This is a genomic window from Polyangium sp. y55x31, assembly GCF_029946505.1.
Taxonomy (GTDB): Bacteria; Myxococcota_A; Polyangia; order Polyangiales; family Polyangiaceae; genus Polyangium.
The window spans coordinates 65,213-83,540 of sequence record NZ_JARZHG010000014.1 but is presented as its reverse complement, the minus strand read 5'-3'; the positions used below and the strand labels follow the sequence as shown (position 1 = coordinate 83,540).

Annotated in this window: 18 protein-coding genes; 7 read left to right on the top strand and 11 right to left on the bottom strand. The window is 68.4% G+C overall.

Annotated elements, in window-relative coordinates; all coding sequences use genetic code 11:
- Positions 1-96 precede the first annotated feature (96 nt).
- The 3 genes from accD to QHF84_RS24210 are packed head-to-tail and all read right to left on the bottom strand — an operon-like array spanning position 97 to position 2,398.
- Positions 97-954, bottom strand: coding sequence for an acetyl-CoA carboxylase, carboxyltransferase subunit beta (accD, locus tag QHF84_RS24220; RefSeq protein ID WP_281315761.1), 858 nt, complete (start codon positions 952-954; stop codon positions 97-99).
- Positions 955-960: 6 nt separating this feature from the next.
- Positions 961-1,632 (bottom strand): CoA transferase subunit B, encoded by a 672-nt coding sequence (locus QHF84_RS24215; protein ID WP_281315760.1) that lies wholly within the window; start codon positions 1,630-1,632, stop codon positions 961-963.
- Position 1,633: 1 nt separating this feature from the next.
- Complete coding sequence (locus QHF84_RS24210; protein WP_281315759.1) at positions 1,634-2,398, bottom strand: CoA transferase subunit A; 765 nt, start codon at positions 2,396-2,398, stop codon at positions 1,634-1,636.
- A gap of 247 nt (positions 2,399-2,645) precedes the next feature.
- Between QHF84_RS24210 and QHF84_RS24205 the strand changes: the two genes are divergently transcribed.
- From QHF84_RS24205 to QHF84_RS24185, 5 genes are all read left to right on the top strand, one after another.
- The gene (locus QHF84_RS24205) at positions 2,646-3,518 is read left to right on the top strand and encodes a hypothetical protein (RefSeq protein WP_281315758.1); all 873 of its coding nucleotides are present in this window, start codon (positions 2,646-2,648) and stop codon (positions 3,516-3,518) included.
- A 61-nt stretch (positions 3,519-3,579) separates the two neighbouring features.
- On the top strand, positions 3,580-4,875 hold the full coding sequence (locus tag QHF84_RS24200; RefSeq protein ID WP_281315757.1) for a penicillin-insensitive murein endopeptidase: 1,296 nt from the start codon (positions 3,580-3,582) through the stop codon (positions 4,873-4,875).
- A gap of 23 nt (positions 4,876-4,898) precedes the next feature.
- Positions 4,899-5,435, top strand: coding sequence for a hypothetical protein (locus tag QHF84_RS24195; RefSeq protein ID WP_281315756.1), 537 nt, complete (start codon positions 4,899-4,901; stop codon positions 5,433-5,435).
- Positions 5,436-5,560: 125 nt separating this feature from the next.
- Positions 5,561-6,136, top strand: a complete 576-nt coding sequence (locus QHF84_RS24190; RefSeq protein ID WP_281315755.1) for a hypothetical protein — start codon at positions 5,561-5,563, stop codon at positions 6,134-6,136.
- A 12-nt stretch (positions 6,137-6,148) separates the two neighbouring features.
- On the top strand, positions 6,149-6,841 hold the full coding sequence (locus tag QHF84_RS24185) for a hypothetical protein (RefSeq protein ID WP_281315754.1): 693 nt from the start codon (positions 6,149-6,151) through the stop codon (positions 6,839-6,841).
- Here the strand turns inward: QHF84_RS24185 and QHF84_RS24180 are convergent.
- From QHF84_RS24180 to QHF84_RS24155, 6 genes are all read right to left on the bottom strand, one after another.
- The gene (locus tag QHF84_RS24180; RefSeq protein WP_281315753.1) at positions 6,838-7,755 is read right to left on the bottom strand and encodes an aldo/keto reductase; all 918 of its coding nucleotides are present in this window, start codon (positions 7,753-7,755) and stop codon (positions 6,838-6,840) included. The genes QHF84_RS24185 and QHF84_RS24180 overlap by 4 nt on opposite strands.
- Positions 7,756-7,808: 53 nt before the next feature.
- A complete protein-coding gene (locus tag QHF84_RS24175; RefSeq protein ID WP_281315752.1) occupies positions 7,809-9,044 on the bottom strand; it encodes a hypothetical protein in 1,236 nt (411 codons plus the stop codon).
- 117 nt (positions 9,045-9,161) lie between these two features.
- A complete protein-coding gene (locus QHF84_RS24170) occupies positions 9,162-12,119 on the bottom strand; it encodes a DEAD/DEAH box helicase (RefSeq protein WP_281315751.1) in 2,958 nt (985 codons plus the stop codon).
- A 48-nt stretch (positions 12,120-12,167) separates the two neighbouring features.
- Positions 12,168-13,484 (bottom strand): globin domain-containing protein, encoded by a 1,317-nt coding sequence (locus QHF84_RS24165; protein ID WP_281315750.1) that lies wholly within the window; start codon positions 13,482-13,484, stop codon positions 12,168-12,170.
- Positions 13,485-13,486: 2 nt separating this feature from the next.
- Entirely contained in the window at positions 13,487-13,822 is a 336-nt protein-coding gene (locus tag QHF84_RS24160; RefSeq protein ID WP_281315749.1) for a YciI family protein, read from the bottom strand.
- 46 nt (positions 13,823-13,868) lie between these two features.
- Positions 13,869-14,132, bottom strand: coding sequence for a chorismate mutase (locus QHF84_RS24155; RefSeq protein ID WP_281315748.1), 264 nt, complete (start codon positions 14,130-14,132; stop codon positions 13,869-13,871).
- A 69-nt stretch (positions 14,133-14,201) separates the two neighbouring features.
- On the opposite strand from QHF84_RS24155, the gene QHF84_RS24150 reads away from it, so the two are divergent.
- Positions 14,202-16,694 carry a U32 family peptidase gene (locus QHF84_RS24150; protein WP_281315747.1) on the top strand — a complete coding sequence of 831 codons (2,493 nt, stop codon included), beginning with the start codon at positions 14,202-14,204 and terminating at the stop codon, positions 16,692-16,694.
- Positions 16,695-16,716: 22 nt separating this feature from the next.
- Positions 16,717-17,139 carry a hypothetical protein gene (locus QHF84_RS24145; protein ID WP_281315746.1) on the top strand — a complete coding sequence of 141 codons (423 nt, stop codon included), beginning with the start codon at positions 16,717-16,719 and terminating at the stop codon, positions 17,137-17,139.
- A 105-nt stretch (positions 17,140-17,244) separates the two neighbouring features.
- Here the strand turns inward: QHF84_RS24145 and QHF84_RS24140 are convergent, their stop codons facing one another.
- Both QHF84_RS24140 and QHF84_RS24135 read right to left on the bottom strand, forming a co-directional pair.
- On the bottom strand, positions 17,245-17,580 hold the full coding sequence (locus tag QHF84_RS24140; RefSeq protein ID WP_281315745.1) for a helix-turn-helix transcriptional regulator: 336 nt from the start codon (positions 17,578-17,580) through the stop codon (positions 17,245-17,247).
- Between the two features lie 360 nt (positions 17,581-17,940).
- Positions 17,941-18,276: a helix-turn-helix transcriptional regulator gene (locus QHF84_RS24135; protein ID WP_272427055.1), complete on the bottom strand. Its 336-nt coding sequence runs from the start codon at positions 18,274-18,276 to the stop codon at positions 17,941-17,943.
- Positions 18,277-18,328 lie beyond the last annotated feature (52 nt).

Here is an 18,328-nt window from a genome sequence, read left to right as displayed (position 1 = left end):
AGGTCGTCGACGAGGGGGATCAGGCGGGGGTTCGGGGGCAGAGCTCCGCTTGTCGGAGCGGAGCCTCCGAGCGTTTTTCGAGTAGATGTCATCCGATCAGCGTGGGGTCCGAGCGGCGCGGGCGTCCTGCAGGTGGTCGAGCAAGAGCCCGATCGTCTGCTTCATCTCCAGGCGCGGGACGATCGCGTCGATCATGCCGTGCTCCAGCAAGAACTCCGCCCGCTGGAAGCCGGGCGGCAAGGTCTGCCGGATCGTGGTCTCGATGACCCGCGGCCCCGCGAAGCCGATGAGGGCCTTCGGCTCGGCGATGTTGACGTCGCCGAGGAACGCGAAGCTCGCGGCCACGCCGCCCGTCGTCGGATGCAGGAGCACCGAGAGGAAGGGCAAACGGCGCTGCCGGAAGCGTTCGAGCGCCGCCACGCTTTTCGCCATCTGCATGAGCGAGAGGATGCCCTCCTGCATGCGTGCGCCGCCCGAGGCCGAGAGGAGCACGACCGGCAGCTCTTCCTCGGCGGCTCGCTCGAACAGGCGCGTGATCTTCTCGCCGACGACCGAGCCCATGCTGCCGCCCATGAACGCGAAGACGAACGCGCCGTACCCGATCGGCCGGCCGCCGAGGCTCGCCTTGCCGATCTCGATGCCCTCGCGCGCGCCGGTCTTCTTCTGCGCGGCGGCGACGCGTTCCTTGTAGGTCCGGCCGTCGCTGAAGCGCAGCGGGTCGTCGGGCACGAGGTGCTCGTCCCAGGCTTCGAGCGCGCCCTCGTCGCAGAGCAGCGCCCGCCAGCCCTTCGCGGCGAGCTTGTGGTGATGTCCGCAGCGCGGGCAAACCTCGAAATTCGCGGCGAGATCGTCGGCCGTGACGGTCTCGCCGCAGCCCTCGCAGCGGCGGAACACGCCCGCGCCGATCGAGCGCTTCTCCCCGGCGCTGGGCGGTGTTTTTTCGGGCCAGCTCATGTCGGTCTACGCTTGGGGGCCGCCGAGGTCGATCTCCTTCACGTCGTGCGGCACCTTCAGCGCAGGCTCCGTCTTCTCCTGCACCTCGCGCGCCGAGACGCCCGGCGCGAGCTCGCGCAAAACGAGGCCCTCCGGCGTCACGTCGATCACCGCGAGATCCGTGATGATTCGGTGCACGACGCCCCGGCCCGTGAGCGGCAGGCTGCACTCGCGAAGGATCTTCGGCGACCCGTTCTTCGCGGCGTGGTCCATGATCACGACGACGCGCTTGGCCGAGACGACGAGGTCCATCGCGCCGCCCATGCCCTTCACCATCTTGCCCGGGATCATCCAGTTCGCGAGGTCGCCCTTCTCGGAGACCTCCATCGCGCCGAGGATGGCGAGGTCGATGTGGCCGCCGCGGATCATCGCGAAGCTCTCGGCGCTCGAGAACGTGGCGGAGCCGGGCATCATCGTGACCGTCTCCTTGCCCGCGTTGATGAGGTCCGGATCCTCTTTGCCGGCCTCGGGATAAGGGCCGATGCCGAGCAGGCCATTTTCGCTCTGGAGCACGACGTCCATCCCTTTCGGGATGAAGTTCGCCACCAGGGTCGGCATGCCGATGCCGAGGTTCACGTAGAAGCCGTCACGGAGCTCCAAAGCCGCGCGGCGTGCGATCTGCTCTCGCGAAAGGCTCATCTTACTGCCTCGCTCCCTCGGGCTTCTGCACGGTCCTGCGCTCGATGCGCTTTTCGTACTTCGCACCCACGACGACGCGGTGCACGTAGAGCCCCGGCGTGTGGATCGTGTCCGGATCGAGCTCGCCGACCTCCACGAGCTCCTCGACCTCGGCGATCGTCACCTGCGCGGCCGTGGCCATCATCGGGTTGAAGTTCATCGCCGTCTTGCGGTAGACGAGGTTTCCGTACCGATCGCCCTTCCAGGCCTTCACGATCGCGAAGTCGCCGCGGATCGCCGGTTCGAGCACGTAATCCCGACCATTGAAAGCGCGGATCTCCTTCTTCTCGGAGTACTTCTTCACCGAGCCGTCGGGGTTGTAGAGGACCGGCAGGCCGCCTTCGCTGATGGCGGTGTGCGCGCCGGTCGGGGTGTAGAACGCTGGAATGCCCGCGCCGCCGGCCCGGACGCGCTCGGCGAGCGTGCCTTGCGGCGTGAGCTCCACCTCGAGCTCGCCCGAGAGGTACTGGCGCTCGAACTCCTTGTTTTCGCCGACGTAGGACGAAATCATCTTCCGGATTTGCTTGTTCCGGAGGAGCACGCCGAGACCAAAATCGTCGACGCCGCAGTTGTTCGAGACGACGACGAGGTCCTTCGTGCCGAGCTCGCGCAGCGCGGCGATGCAGTTCTCGGGGATCCCGCAGAGGCCGAAGCCGCCCGCGAGGATCGTCGCGCCGTCGGGGATGTCCCGGCACGCGTCGAGGGCGCTCTGGTAGACCTTGTTCATACGGCCGGGAGTGCTACCAGAGCCGCGCCCGGGTGGCCAGGGGGATGCGCCGCGCCCGGGCCCCGAGGCCGTCCGTCCAGAGGCAGCACGCGCGGCCACGCCCAGCCCGAGCGCCGCCGCTCGGCGCCAAAATTTGCCCGGTCGCGAGGCCGTCGCCTCTACTGCCCATGTGACGAAACCCTCCCGAGGAGCGCCCGCGGCGCCCCCAGCGCACGCCCCCACGAAGCCTCCCCATCCGGCGAAGGTCGTGCAGAGCAAGCCGGCGTTCGGCGCGTCCCCGCCGCGGTCTCCGCACCCGGCGACCGTCGCGCAGCCGAAGCTCGCGCCGCACGCGGCGAAGGCGCCCGTGGTCGTGCAGCGCATGGACCAGGAGCTTCCGAGCTACAAAGAGCTGCTCCGGATCGGGCAGTACGAGAAGCAACCCACGATCATCGTGACCCTCAGCTACGACGGCAACGAGCAGTCGTCGCTGTTCGGCACGAGCAAGAGCTTCTATCAGTCGACCGGCTGCAATGTCTTGAACGATCCGTACCTGACGTACGACGTGAACCAGGGCGTCTTCCTGGATAGCAAAAAGACCTTCAAAAAGTACAAGAACGGCATGACCGACTTGCTGCTGGTCGTGACGACACACGGCAACGTGCAGTGGCTCTTCGGAACCAATCCGGGCAATGAAGGCGTCGCGATCCAGGCATTCGTCCAGGAGCTCCACCGAATCGAGCAGCAGCTCGGCAACACCGTGATCTTCTCACGCATCGTGCTCGACGCGTGCTGGAGCGCAGCGGAGCTCAAGTATCCACAGAACGGTGTCGCCAACGACTGCCCCGCGCGTATCCTGAGCCAGCAGCTCGGCCAGAACTACAGCGTGTATGGCTTCAACGGCAAGGCGGCCAGCGGGATCGTGAACTACATCGACGAGAGCGGCAACCACGCCAAAGGCTCGTACGCGGAGAACGTCGTCATCTTCGTGAATGGGAACGTGATCAAGGGGACGACACACGGCGAGCAGGGGCAGGGCGTGAACCACTCGACCAAGAACATGGGGAACCCCTTTTATACGAACACGTTGTTCGGGGGTGAGCTCCCGGGACGTTATCGAAGCAACTCGTTCTCGTCGTAGCCCGGGCCGGGGCGATCGCCGAAACTTGGCCCCGCGCTTCGCCGAAGGTTATTCCAGGGCCGTGCGTAGCCCTCTCCGCTCCCTCGCCGCCGCGCTCGCGATTGCGCTCTGCGGCACGCCCACGACGCCCGCCGACGCCGCGCCGCCCGCACCCGCCGCCCCCCAGGCCGCACGCGTCGCCGCGCACAAGCCCCAGGGACCGTCGCGCCGCGCCCGGACCGAGCCCTCGGCCACGGGACGCCCTGGACGGGGTTTGGGGCGTAGCCCGGCTCGTCCGAGCGAAGCCTCGAACGAAGGGGCGGCAAAGACGACGAAGACCGAGGTCGCGGCGCCGGCGAAGAAGCCCGAGCCACCGCCGCGCGCCGATTCCGTCGGCCCGCCGAACGACGGGCGCCTCGAGGGCGGCATTCGGCTCGATACGACGAACAAGCCTTACCTGCGCGTCGTGCCGGCCTACAACTACAAGGACGTGGACACCCGCTGGGGCCTGCCCGCGCTCGTCCACGCGATCGATCGCTCGGCGAAGGCCGTGAACAAGAAACACCCGGGTGCCGTCCTCGGCGTCGGCGACCTCTCGCGCAAGAACGGCGGCGAGCTCGCGCATCACCACTCCCACGAGAGCGGGCGCGACGCGGATCTCGGGTTTTACCTGGTGAATGAAAAGGGACAACCCGTGCTTCGCCCCTCGTTCGTGAAGGTCGACGAGAAGCTCACGGCGCCGAGCGTGCCCGGCGCGCGCTTCGACGTCGCGCGGAACTGGCTCTTTTTGCAGAACCTCCTGCTCGATCGGGAGGCGCGCGTGAGCCACGTCTTCGTGGCCGAGCCGATCAAGCACGCCCTGCTCACGCATGCCCGCTCGCGCGGCATCTCGCGCGCCCTCTACGTGCGGGCCGCGCAGGTCATGATGCAGCCGACCGGGGGTTTACCCCACGACGACCATTTCCACGTTCGTATCTCGTGCCCGCCTTCCATGGCGAAGAGCTGCGTCGAGATCGCGAAAAACGCGCCGAGCAAGGCGCGGCTCAAGCTGGCGAAGAAGGGCCGGCGCGGCATGAAGACCCCGGAGCGCCGCGCTGCGCTCCCGCCCGCAGCGCCGGCCCCGCGCCGCACGGCCGAGGCCCGGATCGAGAATGGCGAGCGCTCGGGCGGCATTTATCTCTCCCGCGCGACGAAAGCGACGACGGGGCCGGATGTCCCGGTCTCGTTGTGGGCGCTCGCGGGCGCCTCGATCGGCCGCGGCGACGCGGCGCGGACCGAAGCGGCGAAGACGGACGACGGGCGTGACGAGGCCGCCTCCGACGCGGCCGACGTGAAGGACGCCGTCGACGAGGAAGGCGCGCCGCGCATCACGCGGTGATCACGCGCCGAGGAGTTTTTCTCATGCGACAAGGTATGTTTCTGGCCGCGGCGCTGGGCGCGCTCGTCCTTTCCGTTGCGTGTTCGAGCCCCGACGTGCAGCAGGGCGGCGGCGGCGGAAATGGTGGCAACGGCGGCGGCGGCCAGGGCGGCGGCGGACCGGCGATGAGCCTGCTCGCCGACGGCGTCGTGAGCAACGATTGCGCGCCGAACGACGGTCCGTGGCTCGTCTTCACCCTCGGAACCGCGTCGACGTGCGGCGAGACGGCGGGCTCCGAGCCCCAGATCCATTTCGCGATCTACCCCGGCAACACCTCCATGCTCGCGGCCGGACAGTCGTGGACGTTCGACGCCGCCATGCCGACGAACGAGGTGCAGGCGTGGTGGTATGCGAACGGCGTCGGCGGCAACTCCGACGTGCCGAAGAGCGCCTCGGTCGAGGTCCTCTCGGTCGCGAGCGACACGGCGCAGGTGAAATACTCGTTCGTCACGCCAAACGGCGCGAGTTATGCCGGCCAGGCGGACGTCTCGATCTGCACCACCATACCGATGTGCGGATGAGCGCGACGCCTCTGCGCGCGGAGCAACAAAGACCGCTCGATCGTTGACGTTCCCACCTTTCGCTCCCCGCGCGGAAAAGCCCTGTTGCGCCGAGCGGCCGGTCGCTGGTAGGTTGACCGGTCATCATGTCGCAGGGACGACTCAGCCCATTTCCCAAGCGCAAAAGCAGCACGAAGATGCGTGCCCAGCGGTCCGGCTCGATCGCGCCGCCGCGCGCCAGCGTGCCGCCGCGCGCCAGCGTGCCGCCGCCGATGCTGGACCCGGCGAGCGAGCTTGCGTCCCTGCTCGCCGAGCTCTCGCCGCACGGCGTGGCCGCGCTCCTCGCGCACGCGCGGAAGCTCCGCGACGACGAGCGACGCCGCGGCGCAGCTCCGCCCCTCATCGTGCTTTCCCCGCGTGATTTCGCCGCCCGCGTGATGCTCGCGGCGAGCGAGCTGATTCTGGGCCGGGACGACGGCAAGGTGTTCATCGCTGCGCTGTTCCGTTCGCTCGAAGAGCGCGGCGAGACCTCCGGGATCGGGCTCGCCGAGTTCAAAAACCGCCTGCTCATGGCGCATCAGGCGGGCCTGCTCGTGCTGAGCCGCTTCGAGCCGAACGAGCGCGCCGACGCCGCGACCCTCACCTCCTCCGAGATTCGCCACCTCGGCTCCACGTTCCACCACATCCTCGTCCGTCGCCCCAAGCCCGAAGGATTGAAGTAAACTCGGGCGGCAATGGCGCGCCCCGTCGCCGAAGACAGCCCCGCTCCGCCGCCCGGCGTGCGCGCCGCGGCGCTTTTCGTGCTCGGCTCGGTCGTCCTGTCCCTCTCGCTGATGGCCGCCGCGATGGCCCTCTATCCGGGTGGCACGTGGCTCGATCGCGCCTCCCCCGGGCACGATTTCTTCCGCAATTTCTTTTGCGATCTGACGGCCGATCGTGCCCTCAATGGGCAGACGAACCCGGGCGCCTGGTTCGGCAAGGCCGGGATGATCCTCCTTTCCGCGGGCACGTTGCCTTTCTGGTTCCTCGTCACGCGGCTCTTTCCGGAGCGACCTCGGCTCGCGCTCGCCGTGCGTGGGTTCGGGCTCGCCTCGGCGCTCGCCGCGATTGCAGTGCCGCTCGCGCCGTCGCAGCGGTATGGCTTGCTCCACGCGCTGCTCATCTTCGTCGCGGGGGTGCCGGGGCTCTTCGCGGGCGGCCTCGCCACGTTCGGGCTGCTCGCGACGAAACACGCGTCGCGTTTGCCCGCGCGCCTCGCAGGGCTCACGGCGGGCCTCGCGGCGCTCGACGGCGCGCTTTATGCGGCGCACGTCGCCTCGGGCGTGGAGATCACCTCGGCGCTGCTCCCCGCGCTGCAAAAGCTCGCCGCGCTCGCGCTCGTCGCGTGGATGGCCGGAACGGCCGCGCTCGCCGGCCTCCGCGATTAAGGCACTTCCCAGCCGTTCGACGCGGTCCACAGGAAAAACCAATCCTGCAGGTCGAGGTCGATCGCGAGCGCGCTCGCCGCGCCCCGGATCCGGTCGATGCGGTTCGTCCCGACGACCGGGACCATCTTCGACGGGTGCTCGAGGAGCCACGCGAAGAGAATCGTGTCGGGCGCGGCTCCGTATTTCCGGCAAAGCTCGCCGAGCGCGCTGCGTACACGCCGCTCGACATCACCGCCGCCGTGAAAAATCCGCCCGCCGGCCGTCGGTGACCAGGCCATCGGCGAGATGCCAAGGCGCTGGCATTGATCGAGCGTCCCATCGACGAATACGTCGAGCCGAAGCAGGTTCACCTCCACCTGGTTCGTCACGATGGGCGACGCGAGCCGGCTCTGGAGCATTTCGAGCTGCGAGGGCGTGAAATTCGAGACGCCGACGTGCAGGACCTTGCCCTCCTTCCGGAGCATTTCGATCGTCACGGCCACCTCGTCCGGATCGAGCATCGGGCTCGGCCGGTGCAGGAGCAGGACGTCGAGATGATCGGTCCCCAGGTTTTTCAGCGAGCGTTCGACGGACGAGACGATGTGGCGGCGCGAGTAATCGTAATGCTTGAGGCGGTTCTCCGGCCTCGCGGGATGGGCCAGCATGATCCCGCATTTCGTGACGATCTCGATCCGCTCGCGCAGGCCGGGCGACGCGCGGAGCGCCTCGCCGAACGCCTCCTCGCAGCGATATCCGCCGTAGATGTCGGCGTGATCGAACGTGGTGATCCCACAATCGAGGCAGGCGTGGATCTTGTCGAGGACGCGCCGGGCCGAGGCCCCTTCGGGATCGTCGAGCAGCCGCCAGACGCCGTAGGCGAGCCGCGACACCGTGGGACCTTCGGCCGCCAGACGCACCCGCGTGTTCGTCTCCATGGACGGCATCTTACCGAAGGACGGCGGCCCTTGTCACGGCGCGCGAAGGCCGATCAATCGTCCACCGTGTCACAAGTCACCTCCATCCAGCCATACGGCAACGACCTCGCTCCGCCGGTGAAACGGAGGGGCCATTCGTGCGTCCCTTCCTCGCAGCTCAGATCCTCGAAGGAAAGGTCTGTCACGCAAAACGCGCTCGGACAATCGGGACAATCGGGCGAGGTTCGACAATGTTCGAGCGCTGCGCCCTCGTGTTGCACGACCTCGCAGCGCCGGAGCGTCTCGCCGATGCGCTCGACGAGCGTCGCTTTCCCGCCCGGATCCCGCCATCCATTCGCCGAATCGCATTGCTCGAGATCCGGCTGCTCGACGTAGACCTTGCACGCGGCCACGCCGCTCGCGTCGACCAGGATCGGTCGTTCGATGCAGATACGCCCACAATCGATCCACCCCGGGTGGAGGACCATGTCCCAGGTACTGTCGTCGTCGCACGGCCATGCGTAGTCGTTCGAGCTGACGAGATCCCCCCACGCTTCGAGGCGCGTATTGCTTTCCTCCCGGAGCTGACAGAGGGGTTCCTCCTGATTCGAGGGGATCACCATGACGACGCGCCTCGACGATTGCGAGAGTTCGTTCGGCAAAAGCTCTCCCGGGGGCATGACGTCCTCGTCGTCCCGCGTGCTCGCGACGAACAGCGTATGGAACGTGCCTTTGGCGAGCGACGCGACGAACGCCGTCTCCGCGTCGGTCGCGGGCGCCTGCAATCCCTTCATGAGATCGAGCGCGCGGCTCGCCGCGCGGAGCGGCCGGTATACCTCTCCAGGCATCGCGAGCCGCTGCTCCATGGCCTCGGCCGCGGCGGCCACGACGGCTTCGACCTCCTCCTCTTTGGATGTGATCGTCTTCCACGCGAGCGCCGGCCGATCGATGGGCGTGACGAGGGCGAGCTCCGTCGGCGCGCTCGGGCGCACGATGACCACGCGATCGTCGCCCGGGCGCCATTCTGCGGGATCCAGCGTCCCCGCGCAGCTCTCGCCCCGGTTCTGCACGACGGCGAGCAGGCTCGCGCGTAATGCTTGCGCCGCGCGCGCCCGGAGCAGAGCCGCCTCCGGGGTATCCGCGTCGTCGACGACGAGCACGTACACGTTCGGCTCCCCCTTGCCGTAACGCCCTTCCAACGTGAACGGCGCCGCCGTGCTCGGCGTGAGCGGCACAGCGTCCGTCTCCTGACACGCCGCCGCCACGAGCCCCGCCGAAACGATGAGAAAGAGCTTCGATCCCCACTTCATGCCGGTCGCATCCGGCAACTGGCGTACCCGCGCGCGAAAGCCTACATTTCCATCGATTTGTGATATGTTTATGTCAACACGAGGGCACAGGCAGAGCCACCGTCGTTGACACTTCCATCAACTGAGGAGCGCCATCAAATCGTCGCGTGTGATCGCCGCCGCTTGCGCCGCCTCGCCGAGCGCCGCGTCCGCCACGAGACGTTTTTTCTCCTGCAACGCGAGGATCCGCTCCTCGACCGTGTCCTTCGCGACGAGCCGGTACACGAAGACGGGTTTGTCCTGGCCGATGCGGTGCGCGCGGTCCGCGGCCTGGTCCTCGACCGCGGGGTTCCACCACGGATCCAGCAAAAATACGTGATCGGCCGCCGTCAAATTGAGGCCCGTCCCGCCCGCCTTGAGCGAGAGGAGCATCACCGGCGGGCCGCCGTCGGCCTGGAACTCGTTCACCACGCCCGCGCGATCCACAGTCGAGCCGTCGAGCCGATTGAAGGAAATCCCCGCCTCCGCGAGGTGCGGCTCCACGAGGTCGAGCAGCGACGTCCATTGCGAAAAGACGAGCGCCTTGTGGCCATCCGCCGCCGCGTCGGAGAGCGCCTCGACGAGGGCCTCGACCTTCGAAGAGCCCAAAGCCACCTGCCCGGGCACGAGCGCCGCGTGACAGGCGGCCTGGCGCAGCCGGAGCAAGGCTTCGAGCGCCGCGAGCACGCTGCCGCCCTCGGCGAGGCGCTTGACCACGTCATTGAGCGTCGCCGCGCGCACGGCGTCGTACACGGCGCGCTCCTTGTCGTCGAGCTCCACGCTGAGCACGCGGTCGGTGCGCGGCGGCAATTCGGGCGCGACCTCGCGCTTCAATCGACGCAGCACGAACGGACGAATGCGCTCGCGCAGCCGCTCGGCCGCGCCGGCGTGGCCCGCCTCGATCGGGCTGGCATAACGCTCCTTGAAATCGCCCCGCCCGCCGAGCAAACCGCGGTTCGAGAAATGCATCTGGCTCCAGAGCTCCTCCAGCCGGTTCTCCACGGGCGTGCCGCTGAGCGCCACCTTGAACTTTCCCCGCAGCGCATACGCGGCCCGCGCGACCTGGCTGTCGGGATTCTTGATGGCCTGCGCCTCGTCGAGGATGATCGTGTCCCACTCCACGGCCGAGAGCGCCTCGATGTCGATGCGCATCATCGAATACGTGGTGAGCGTGACGTCCGCCTTCGGATCGAGCGAGCGCTTGGGGCCATGGTAGAGGGCGGCGGAGAGGTTTGGCCGGAACTTCCGGATCTCGGCCTCCCAGTTGAAGAGCACGCTCTTCGGACATACCACGAGCGCGCGGCCGCGCGTGGCCGCGAGCGCCTGCAAGGTTTTTCCGAGGCCCATGTCGTCCGCGAGGATCCCGCCGAGCCCCGTATCCCGCAAGAACGAGAGCCAATCGACGCCGCGGCGCTGATACGAGCGGAGCGTGGCGGCGAGGCCCGCGGGCAAGGGCGCCTCGGGAATCCCGGAAAACCCTTCGAGCAGAGGGGCGAGCCGGGAAAACCCCGGCGGGCGCGGGGCGTCGATCTCCTCGCAGAGGCGCGCGAGCGCGGGCAGGAGCGCGGGCGGAATGGTCTGGTCCTCGGTCTCCGCGCGCGCGGCCAGCAAGTCGGCCACGCGATCGCCGAAACGCGAGAGCCAATCGGACGGCAGCGGCGCGAACCCTCCGCCTTCGAGCGGGACGATGTCGAGCCCGTCCTTCCACGCGCGAATGACAGCCGCGCCGTTCGCGTATTTCGTGGTCCCGCCTTCCTCGCCTTCCTCGGCGATGGATTCGAAGACGACGTCGAAGCTGTCGCCCTGGATGTCGAAGCGCGGCACGAGCGGGCGCTTGCCGAAGAGCTCGCCGAGCGTCTCGCCTTGCTCGCCGCCGCGGAATCCCTTGAGCTTCTGCGCGAATCGTAATGCCGCCTCGCCGTCGAGATCGACGCGCCGGCCGGGAATCAGGTTGAGCTCGTCGCGGAGGCGCTCGATGAGCCTTCGCTCCTCGGCCTCGTCACGTACGGGCACGGTCCCGCCGAGGTGCACGAGCACATTCTGATCGACGCGCGCCTCCGGCGGATCGCCATACACGAGCAGCGGCAGCACGGAGAGGGTATGCCCGGCCTGCGAAAGCTCGATCGAAATGCGCGGGCGGCTCTTCCGCGCCACGCCCGGGAGCCTGCGCGTGCGCACCACGAGGCGCGTGTGTTTGTCGAGGTCGGGGAGGATCTTCGTGACGAACGTGCCGAGCTCCTCTTTCGCGACGAGCCGCTCCATGGGCAGTTTTTCCCACGCGTCGCCCGTGATCGAGGTATCGCCGAGGGGACGAAGGACGTCCCCCGTGCGCGCGGCGCCGCGGGCGATGACCTCGTCGACGGCCGGGTCTTTCTCGACACGCACGAGGACGCCGCCATTCTTGCCGTCCTGCACGACGGCCGAGGGGCGCACGGCCTGCTTGCTCGTGCGGACGGGAAAACCGTCGAAAAGGACGCTCGGCGCATTCTCGAGGAGCGCGAAGAGCTCGCGCACGCGCGGGATCGGGACGACGCCGCCCTTCCAGGTCGAGAGCATGCGGTCGATCGTGATGTCCTCGTGCGTGGGCAGGACGGGCAGATCGCCGCGCGAGATACGATTCGTGATCGATCCCTGGAAAGGCTCGCGGCGGCCGTCCGGGAAGACGACGGCGCGCTCCAGAAACAGCGTGCCCGCGTCGCGGCTGAACTCGTATTCGATCTTGCCGAGCGCGGGCTTCGGCGCGGGCGCGGGCCGCGGGCCGGCGTCCGCTCCGGTCGCGGGGGCCTGGCCCTCGGGGGATTGGGCCGCGACGATCACCGCGGCGGCGACGTGCTGGCAGGGATCGAATTTGCCGCCGCAATCGCACGTCCACTCCTCGTCCGCGACGTACAGCGTGACCGTGGGCGCGATGGCGACGCCGGGGACGCGGATGCGATAGGTGAGCTCGGTGGCGGTCCTCCTGTCGAGGATCACGGCGCCGTCGCGGGCCAGGTTGACGCCCTTCGACCAGAGACCGGGCGGGCAGGCTTTACGAACCGCCTGGAGGAGCGAGTCCATGACGACGGGAGCGGTAGCACGGGACGGCGCGCGTGTCGCCTCCCCGCGTCAACGCACGTCGGCCTCGATCTCCGGTCCGTGAGGCCCGTAGCATTCGTAGTGGACGCGATCGGCCGCCACCCCGAAGAGGTGCAGCGCGCCGCGGATCGAGCGCATGAAGGGAATCGGGCCGGTGAAATAGAACTCGCAATCGCTCCCCGGGAGGTTTCGCGCGAGCGTGCCGAGGCCGAGCCGACCTCGCGTCTCGTAATCCCGCCCGGGCTCGTCCTCGGCCGAGGGCTGCGAATAGCAGCGGTGGAGCGTCACGTTCGGGTGGCGCTGCGCGAGCGCCTCGATCTCCCGCCGGAGCGGGTGGTGGCGCCCGTCGCGCATCATCTGGAAGAAATGAATGGGCCGGTCGATGCCGCGCTCGAGCGCGCTCTGGAAGAGGCTGAACACCGCGGTGATGCCGATCCCCGCGCCGATGAAGACGAGCGGGCGCGGCGAGTCGACGAGGGCAAACTCGCCGAACGGCGTGGAGATGTCGAGCACGTCCCCTTCGCGTAGCTGCTCGTGGAAAAACCCCGAGACGACGCCGTCGGGATGCCCTTTCGCGCCGGGCTCGTGCTTGATCGTGACCCGGAAATACCCCTTCCCCGGCGCCGTGGAGAGCGAGTAATTGCGATACACGGTGCTGCCGCCCCGCCGCGCATAGCCGGGCACGTCGATGCGGAACGTGACGTACTGGCCGGCCTCGTAATGCGGCAAGGGCCCGCCGTCCTTGGGCGAGAGGTACACCGAGACGGCGTCGGCCGATTCCTTGACCTTCTGCCGGACCACGAACGGCCGGAAGCCCTCCCACCCGCCCGACGTGTGGGCGTTTTTCTGCATGAGATCCCGCTCGACCTCGATGAAGAGATCCGCGAGGACGTCATACGCCTCCCGCCACGCGGCCATGATCTCGTCCGTCGCGACGTCGCCGAGGACGGCCTTCACCGAGGCGAGGAAGTATTGCCCGATGATCGGGTAATGCTCGGGCCGCACGTCGAGCGAGGCGTGCCGGTGCGCGATGCGCATCACCGTGGCCTTGACCGCGGGCAGGTCGTCGAGGCTCGTCATGGAGCCATTGAGCACGTTCGTCAGCGCGGCGCCTCGGGCGCCCTCTTGGCCGAAGAAATCCCCCCGGAACGCCTCCTGCTGCGAGCCACGTGTCTTCCCTTCGTCCGTGCCCTGGTTGGCCGGGTTGAAGAGCAGCTCGAGCTCGGGATGATCGTGGTGCAGGTGGCGGTAGAAATGACGAATGATCGTCGCGCCATGCTCGGCGAGCACCGGGGCCGTCGCCTTCACGATCGCGACAGTCTCGGCCGAGAGGGTCTTCCTGCTCATGTTCAACTCGAAGCGCGCATGCCTGCGATGAAAAAGGGGTGAAGCTCGGCCCGCATCAGGCCCTCGGACACGACCGGATCGGCGTCGACGATCTCGCGCGCGGAAGCCTCGTCCGCGGCCTCGACGACGGCCATGCCGAACGTCTCCGGGCCGGTCGTGAGCGTGCGGCCGACGAAGACGAGCACGCCCCGCGCCTTCAATTCCTCGAGGTACGCGCCGTGCCGGCCGAGCGTGGCCATCTCGGTCTCCGTGGGGCCGGTTTGCAAGAGGTCCGGTCGCACCGCACGGACGAGGTAAATCCACTTGTTCGTGGACTGGGAAGCTGGTTGGTCGCTCATGTTCTTCGCATCATGGTCCATCGCCGCGCGATAAATCCACTCGAACCTACGTACGTGTATGCCCGTCCTCCAGGATGGCCCGGAAGATCGACTCGGCAAGCTCCGGCGGGACGCCGAGGCGCTCGGCGTACGCGCGACGATCCGCGACGAGCTCGGCCTCGCGCGCCGGATCCACGCGCGGCAGGCCGAGCGCCCGCTTTTTCGCGAAGAGCGCGCCGACGAGCGCCCTCCGCCGCGCGACGAGGTCGAGCAGCGCATGGTCGAGCTCGTCGAGGGCTCTGCGGGTCTCGCTGACTTCGGCCGGAGTCATGGCGCGCCGAAGCGTACAACCACTTCGGATGCGTGCCACCGCTTTCGGGTTGCGTTATAGGGTCCGACCATGAGCACTGCCGCGCACCCGAAGCGCCCCGAGATCCTCGCCCCCGCCGGCGATGAAGCCGCGCTCCGGGCCGCCGTGCTGGCCGGCGCGGACGCCGTTTACTTTGGGCTCCAAGGGTTCAACGCGCGGGCGCGCGCGAAAAACTTCGACGCCGAAGGGCTCGCGCGGACGATGTCGTTCCTGCACGAGCACGGCGTGCGCGGGTACGTCACGCTGAACACGCTGGTCTTCGACGAGGAGCTCGAGAACGTCGAGAACGCCGTGCGCACGTGCGCGGAGGCGGGCGTGGACGCGGTGATCGTGCAGGACCTCGGGGTCGCGCGGCTCGTGCGGGCGATCGCGCCGGCGCTCGCGATCCACGCCTCGACGCAGATGACGTGCACCGACGCGGGGGCCGTGGAGCTCGCGCGCGAGCTCGGCGCGAGCCGCGTCATCCTGGCGCGCGAGCTGTCGGTCGACGACATCGCGGCGATCCGGCGCGCGACGGACATGGAGATCGAGGTCTTCGTGCACGGCGCGCTCTGCATCGCGTATTCGGGGCAGTGCCTGACGAGCGAGGCGATCGGCGGTCGCAGCGCGAACCGCGGGGCCTGCGCGCAGGCCTGCCGGCTGCCGTACGAGCTCGTCGTCGACGGGGAAAAGCGGGAGCTCGGGGATCACGCGTATCTCTTGTCGCCCGAGGATCTGGAGGCGAGCGCGCTCGTGCCGAAGCTCGCCGAGCTCGGCGTCGCGTCGCTCAAGATCGAAGGGCGGCTGAAGGGCCCCGACTACGTGGCCGCGACGACGCGGCTCTACCGCGCGGCGCTCGAAGCGAGCAGCGCGGGGACGAGCGAGGCGCTCGGTTCGATCCGAAAAACCGCGCTGCAAACGTATTCGCGCGGATCGGGCCCCGGCTTTCTCGCCGGCGTGGATCATCAGCGGCTCGTGGAGGGGCGCGCCTGCGATCATCGGGGTTTGCCGGTGGGCGAGCTCCTCGGGACCAGCCGCGCGCGAGGAAAAACGCTCTTGCGGATCCGGCTCACGGAGGCGCTTTCGCGCGGCGACGGCGTGCTCGTGGAAGGGGGATTCGCGGGCGCAGGCGAGATCGGCGGGCGCGTCTGGACGATCGCGAAGAACGGCGCGGACACGCCGCGCGCCGAGGCGGGCGAGGAGGTCACCGTCTGGCTCGGGCCCGAATCACGCGTCGACGTCGCGAAGCCGGGGCGGCGCGTGTGGAAGACGGACGATCCGGCGACGGAAAAGGCGATCCTCGCAGAGATCGAGCGGTCGCCGCGGAAGCTTTTGCTCTCGATCCGGGTGTCGGGCGCGATCGGGGAGATGCCGCGGTTCGAGGCGTGGACGACGTCGGGGCTCCGGTGCGCGGTGACGGGCGACGCGCCGATCGGCGAGGCGCGAGGCGGCGCGGATGTCGCCGCCGTCCTGAAGGACAAACTCGGGCGGCTCGGGGATACGCCGTTCGAAATCGCGGAGATCGAGGCGAATCTGCCCGCGGGCGTGATGATCCCGCCGTCGTCCTTGAACCGGGCGCGTCGCGCGCTCGTCGAGGGCCTGCTCGCGTCGGCCGCGCGGACGCTGGAGACGACGTCGGTGCATTTCCAGGACCTCGTGCGCGCGGCGAACCCGCCCGATCGGAGCCCGCCGCCGGCCGGTCTTTTCGTGCTCTGCCGGACGGAGGCGCAAGCCGCGGCGGCGCTCGATGCCGGCGCGGACGGGGTTTATCTCGATTTCCTGGAGCTCGTGGGCACGGGCGCGGCGGTCCGCGCGCTGCGCGCGTCGCGACCGAACGTGACGATCGGGGTCGCGCCGCCGCGCATTCGCAAGCCGGGCGAGGAGAAGATCGATCGGTACCTGCTCTCGCTCTCGCCCGATCTCTTGCTCGTGCGTGGGCTCGGCGCGCTGCGGGAGGGCGCGGCGCTGTCGATTCCGCGGATCGGTGATTTTTCGCTGAACGTGACGAACCGATTGACGGCGGCGGAGGTGCTCTCGCGCGGGCTCTCCGCGTTCACGCCCTCGTTCGACCTCGACGCGGCGCAGCTCGAACGCCTGCTCGATTCGCCGTTCGGTCCGTTCGCGGAGGTGGTCCTGCACCACCCGATGCCGCTCTTCCACATGGAGCATTGCGTGATCGCGGCGCTGCTCTCGACGGGGAAGGATTTCCGGGATTGCGGCAGGCCTTGCGAGAAGCACAAGGTGTCGTTGCGGGATCGCGCGGGGATGGAGCATCCGGTGGAGGCGGACGTGGGCTGCAGGAACACGGTGTTCCATGCGGCGGCGCAGAGCGCGGCGAGCCTCGCTTCGGCGGCGATGCGAGGCGGCGTGCGGCGGTTCCGGATCGAGCTCGTGCGCGAGACGGCGGAGGACGTGGCGACGATCGTCGGGACGTACCGGCGGCTGCTCGAAGGCAAGATACACGCGCCGGAGGTGTTCCGGGCGCTCAGGACAGAGGGGGGATACGGCGTGGTGAAGGGATCACTCCGGGTGCTGCCGGCGTGAGGGAGGCCGAGAACGAGGGGCGATGAAAAAGCGAGAGCCGCTGCACTTCGGGAAACACACCCTTTATTTCGAAGAGCCCGGGATCGCCGTACACGTCTACCGGGGACCGATCACCGTGGAGGACATGCGTATCCTCGTCGATCTCCCGGACATGGATGAGCACGACGGCAAACTCCAGCTCGCGCTCTATCACATGCAGGAGTTCGGCGGGCTCGACGCCACCGCGCGCAGGATGGGCGCCGAACGGCCGCGGCCGGCGGGCACGTATTATTCGGCCTACGTGGGCGCGACCTTCAAGATGCGCGTGGTCGTATCGTTGTTCATGCGCGCGGCGAATTTCTTGCAGGGTCAAAAGAACGTGACGGCGTTCTTCGACGACCACGAATCAGCCAAGGCGTGGCTGATCGAGTGCCGCGAAAAGCACCTCGCCGCGGACAAAAAGTAGACCGGAGGCGCACGTCTCCGTGCACCTCCGGCCTGAAGCCAAGGAAGTGGTGCGGCCCTGGGACGCCCCGGGAGCGGGAGGGACACCCCAGGGCGGAGGAATCGATTACTTGCGCGCGGCGACCTGCGCCTGGATCTGGCGGCGCAGCTTCCGCACCTCGGTCTGCGGGAGGTAACGGAGCAATTCGGCGGTCTTGGCGCGCTCGTCCTCCTCGGCGAACGTGAGGAGGTACATCGGAGGCACGCCGAAGCCCTCCGCGAGGCGCGCGATCGTCTGGATCGTGATCGCGGCGAGGCCGTGCTCCACGCTGGAGAGGTGGCCCTTCGAGAGCGCGCTCGCGTCGGCGAGGGCGCCGAGGGACATGTTGCGCTCCTTGCGAAGCTCACGAATACGGGTACCGACCTGGAGGGCAAACGGCTCGGGGGTGGAACGTCGCGGCATTGTTTTATGGTTCTCGGTTCGCCCTCGCGGGCGATCCGACCGGCCTCCTTCGCGCCGGGGAAAAACGGGTTCGTCTATCGTTTCGGAAGCTCTCGTCGCCCCGCGTCGCTGTCTCTCGCGACCACCGCGGCGACCACGAAAACGAATATGCACCCATTCAGACGAACCTGCACGAAAAACCGAAAGTGGAGCGGACCATCAATGTCCTACCCAGCATGGGCGCCGCATCGAGGCCAGGGAAAACGATGGGCGTGATGGACATTGTCCGTCCTAGCTTCTTTCGTGGTGGACAAAAAAGCGAGAGCGCCGATCGGACCTGCCGATCAGCGCTCTCCAGGTAAGTTTTTCTGTGGGACGCGATTACTTGCGGGCGGCGACCTGCGCCTGGATCTGGCGGCGCAGCTTCCTCACCTCGCTCTGGGGCAGGTAGCGGAGGAGCTCGGCCGCGTGGGCGCGCTCGTCCTCCGCCGCGAACGTGAGCAGATACATCGGCGGCACGCCGAAGCCCTGCGCGAGCCGGGCGATCGTGCCGATCGTGATGGCGGCGAGGCCATGCTCGACGCTCGAGAGGTGGCCCTTCGACAGCTCGCTCGCGTCGGCGAGCGCCGCGAGGGACATGTTCATCTCGTAACGGAGCTCGCGGATACGGGCGCCAACCTGAAGTGCAAACGCATCGGGAGTAGAACGTCGCGGCATGTGGATGTGGTTCTCGGTTCGCCCTCGCGGGCGCGCCGACCGGCCTCCTTCT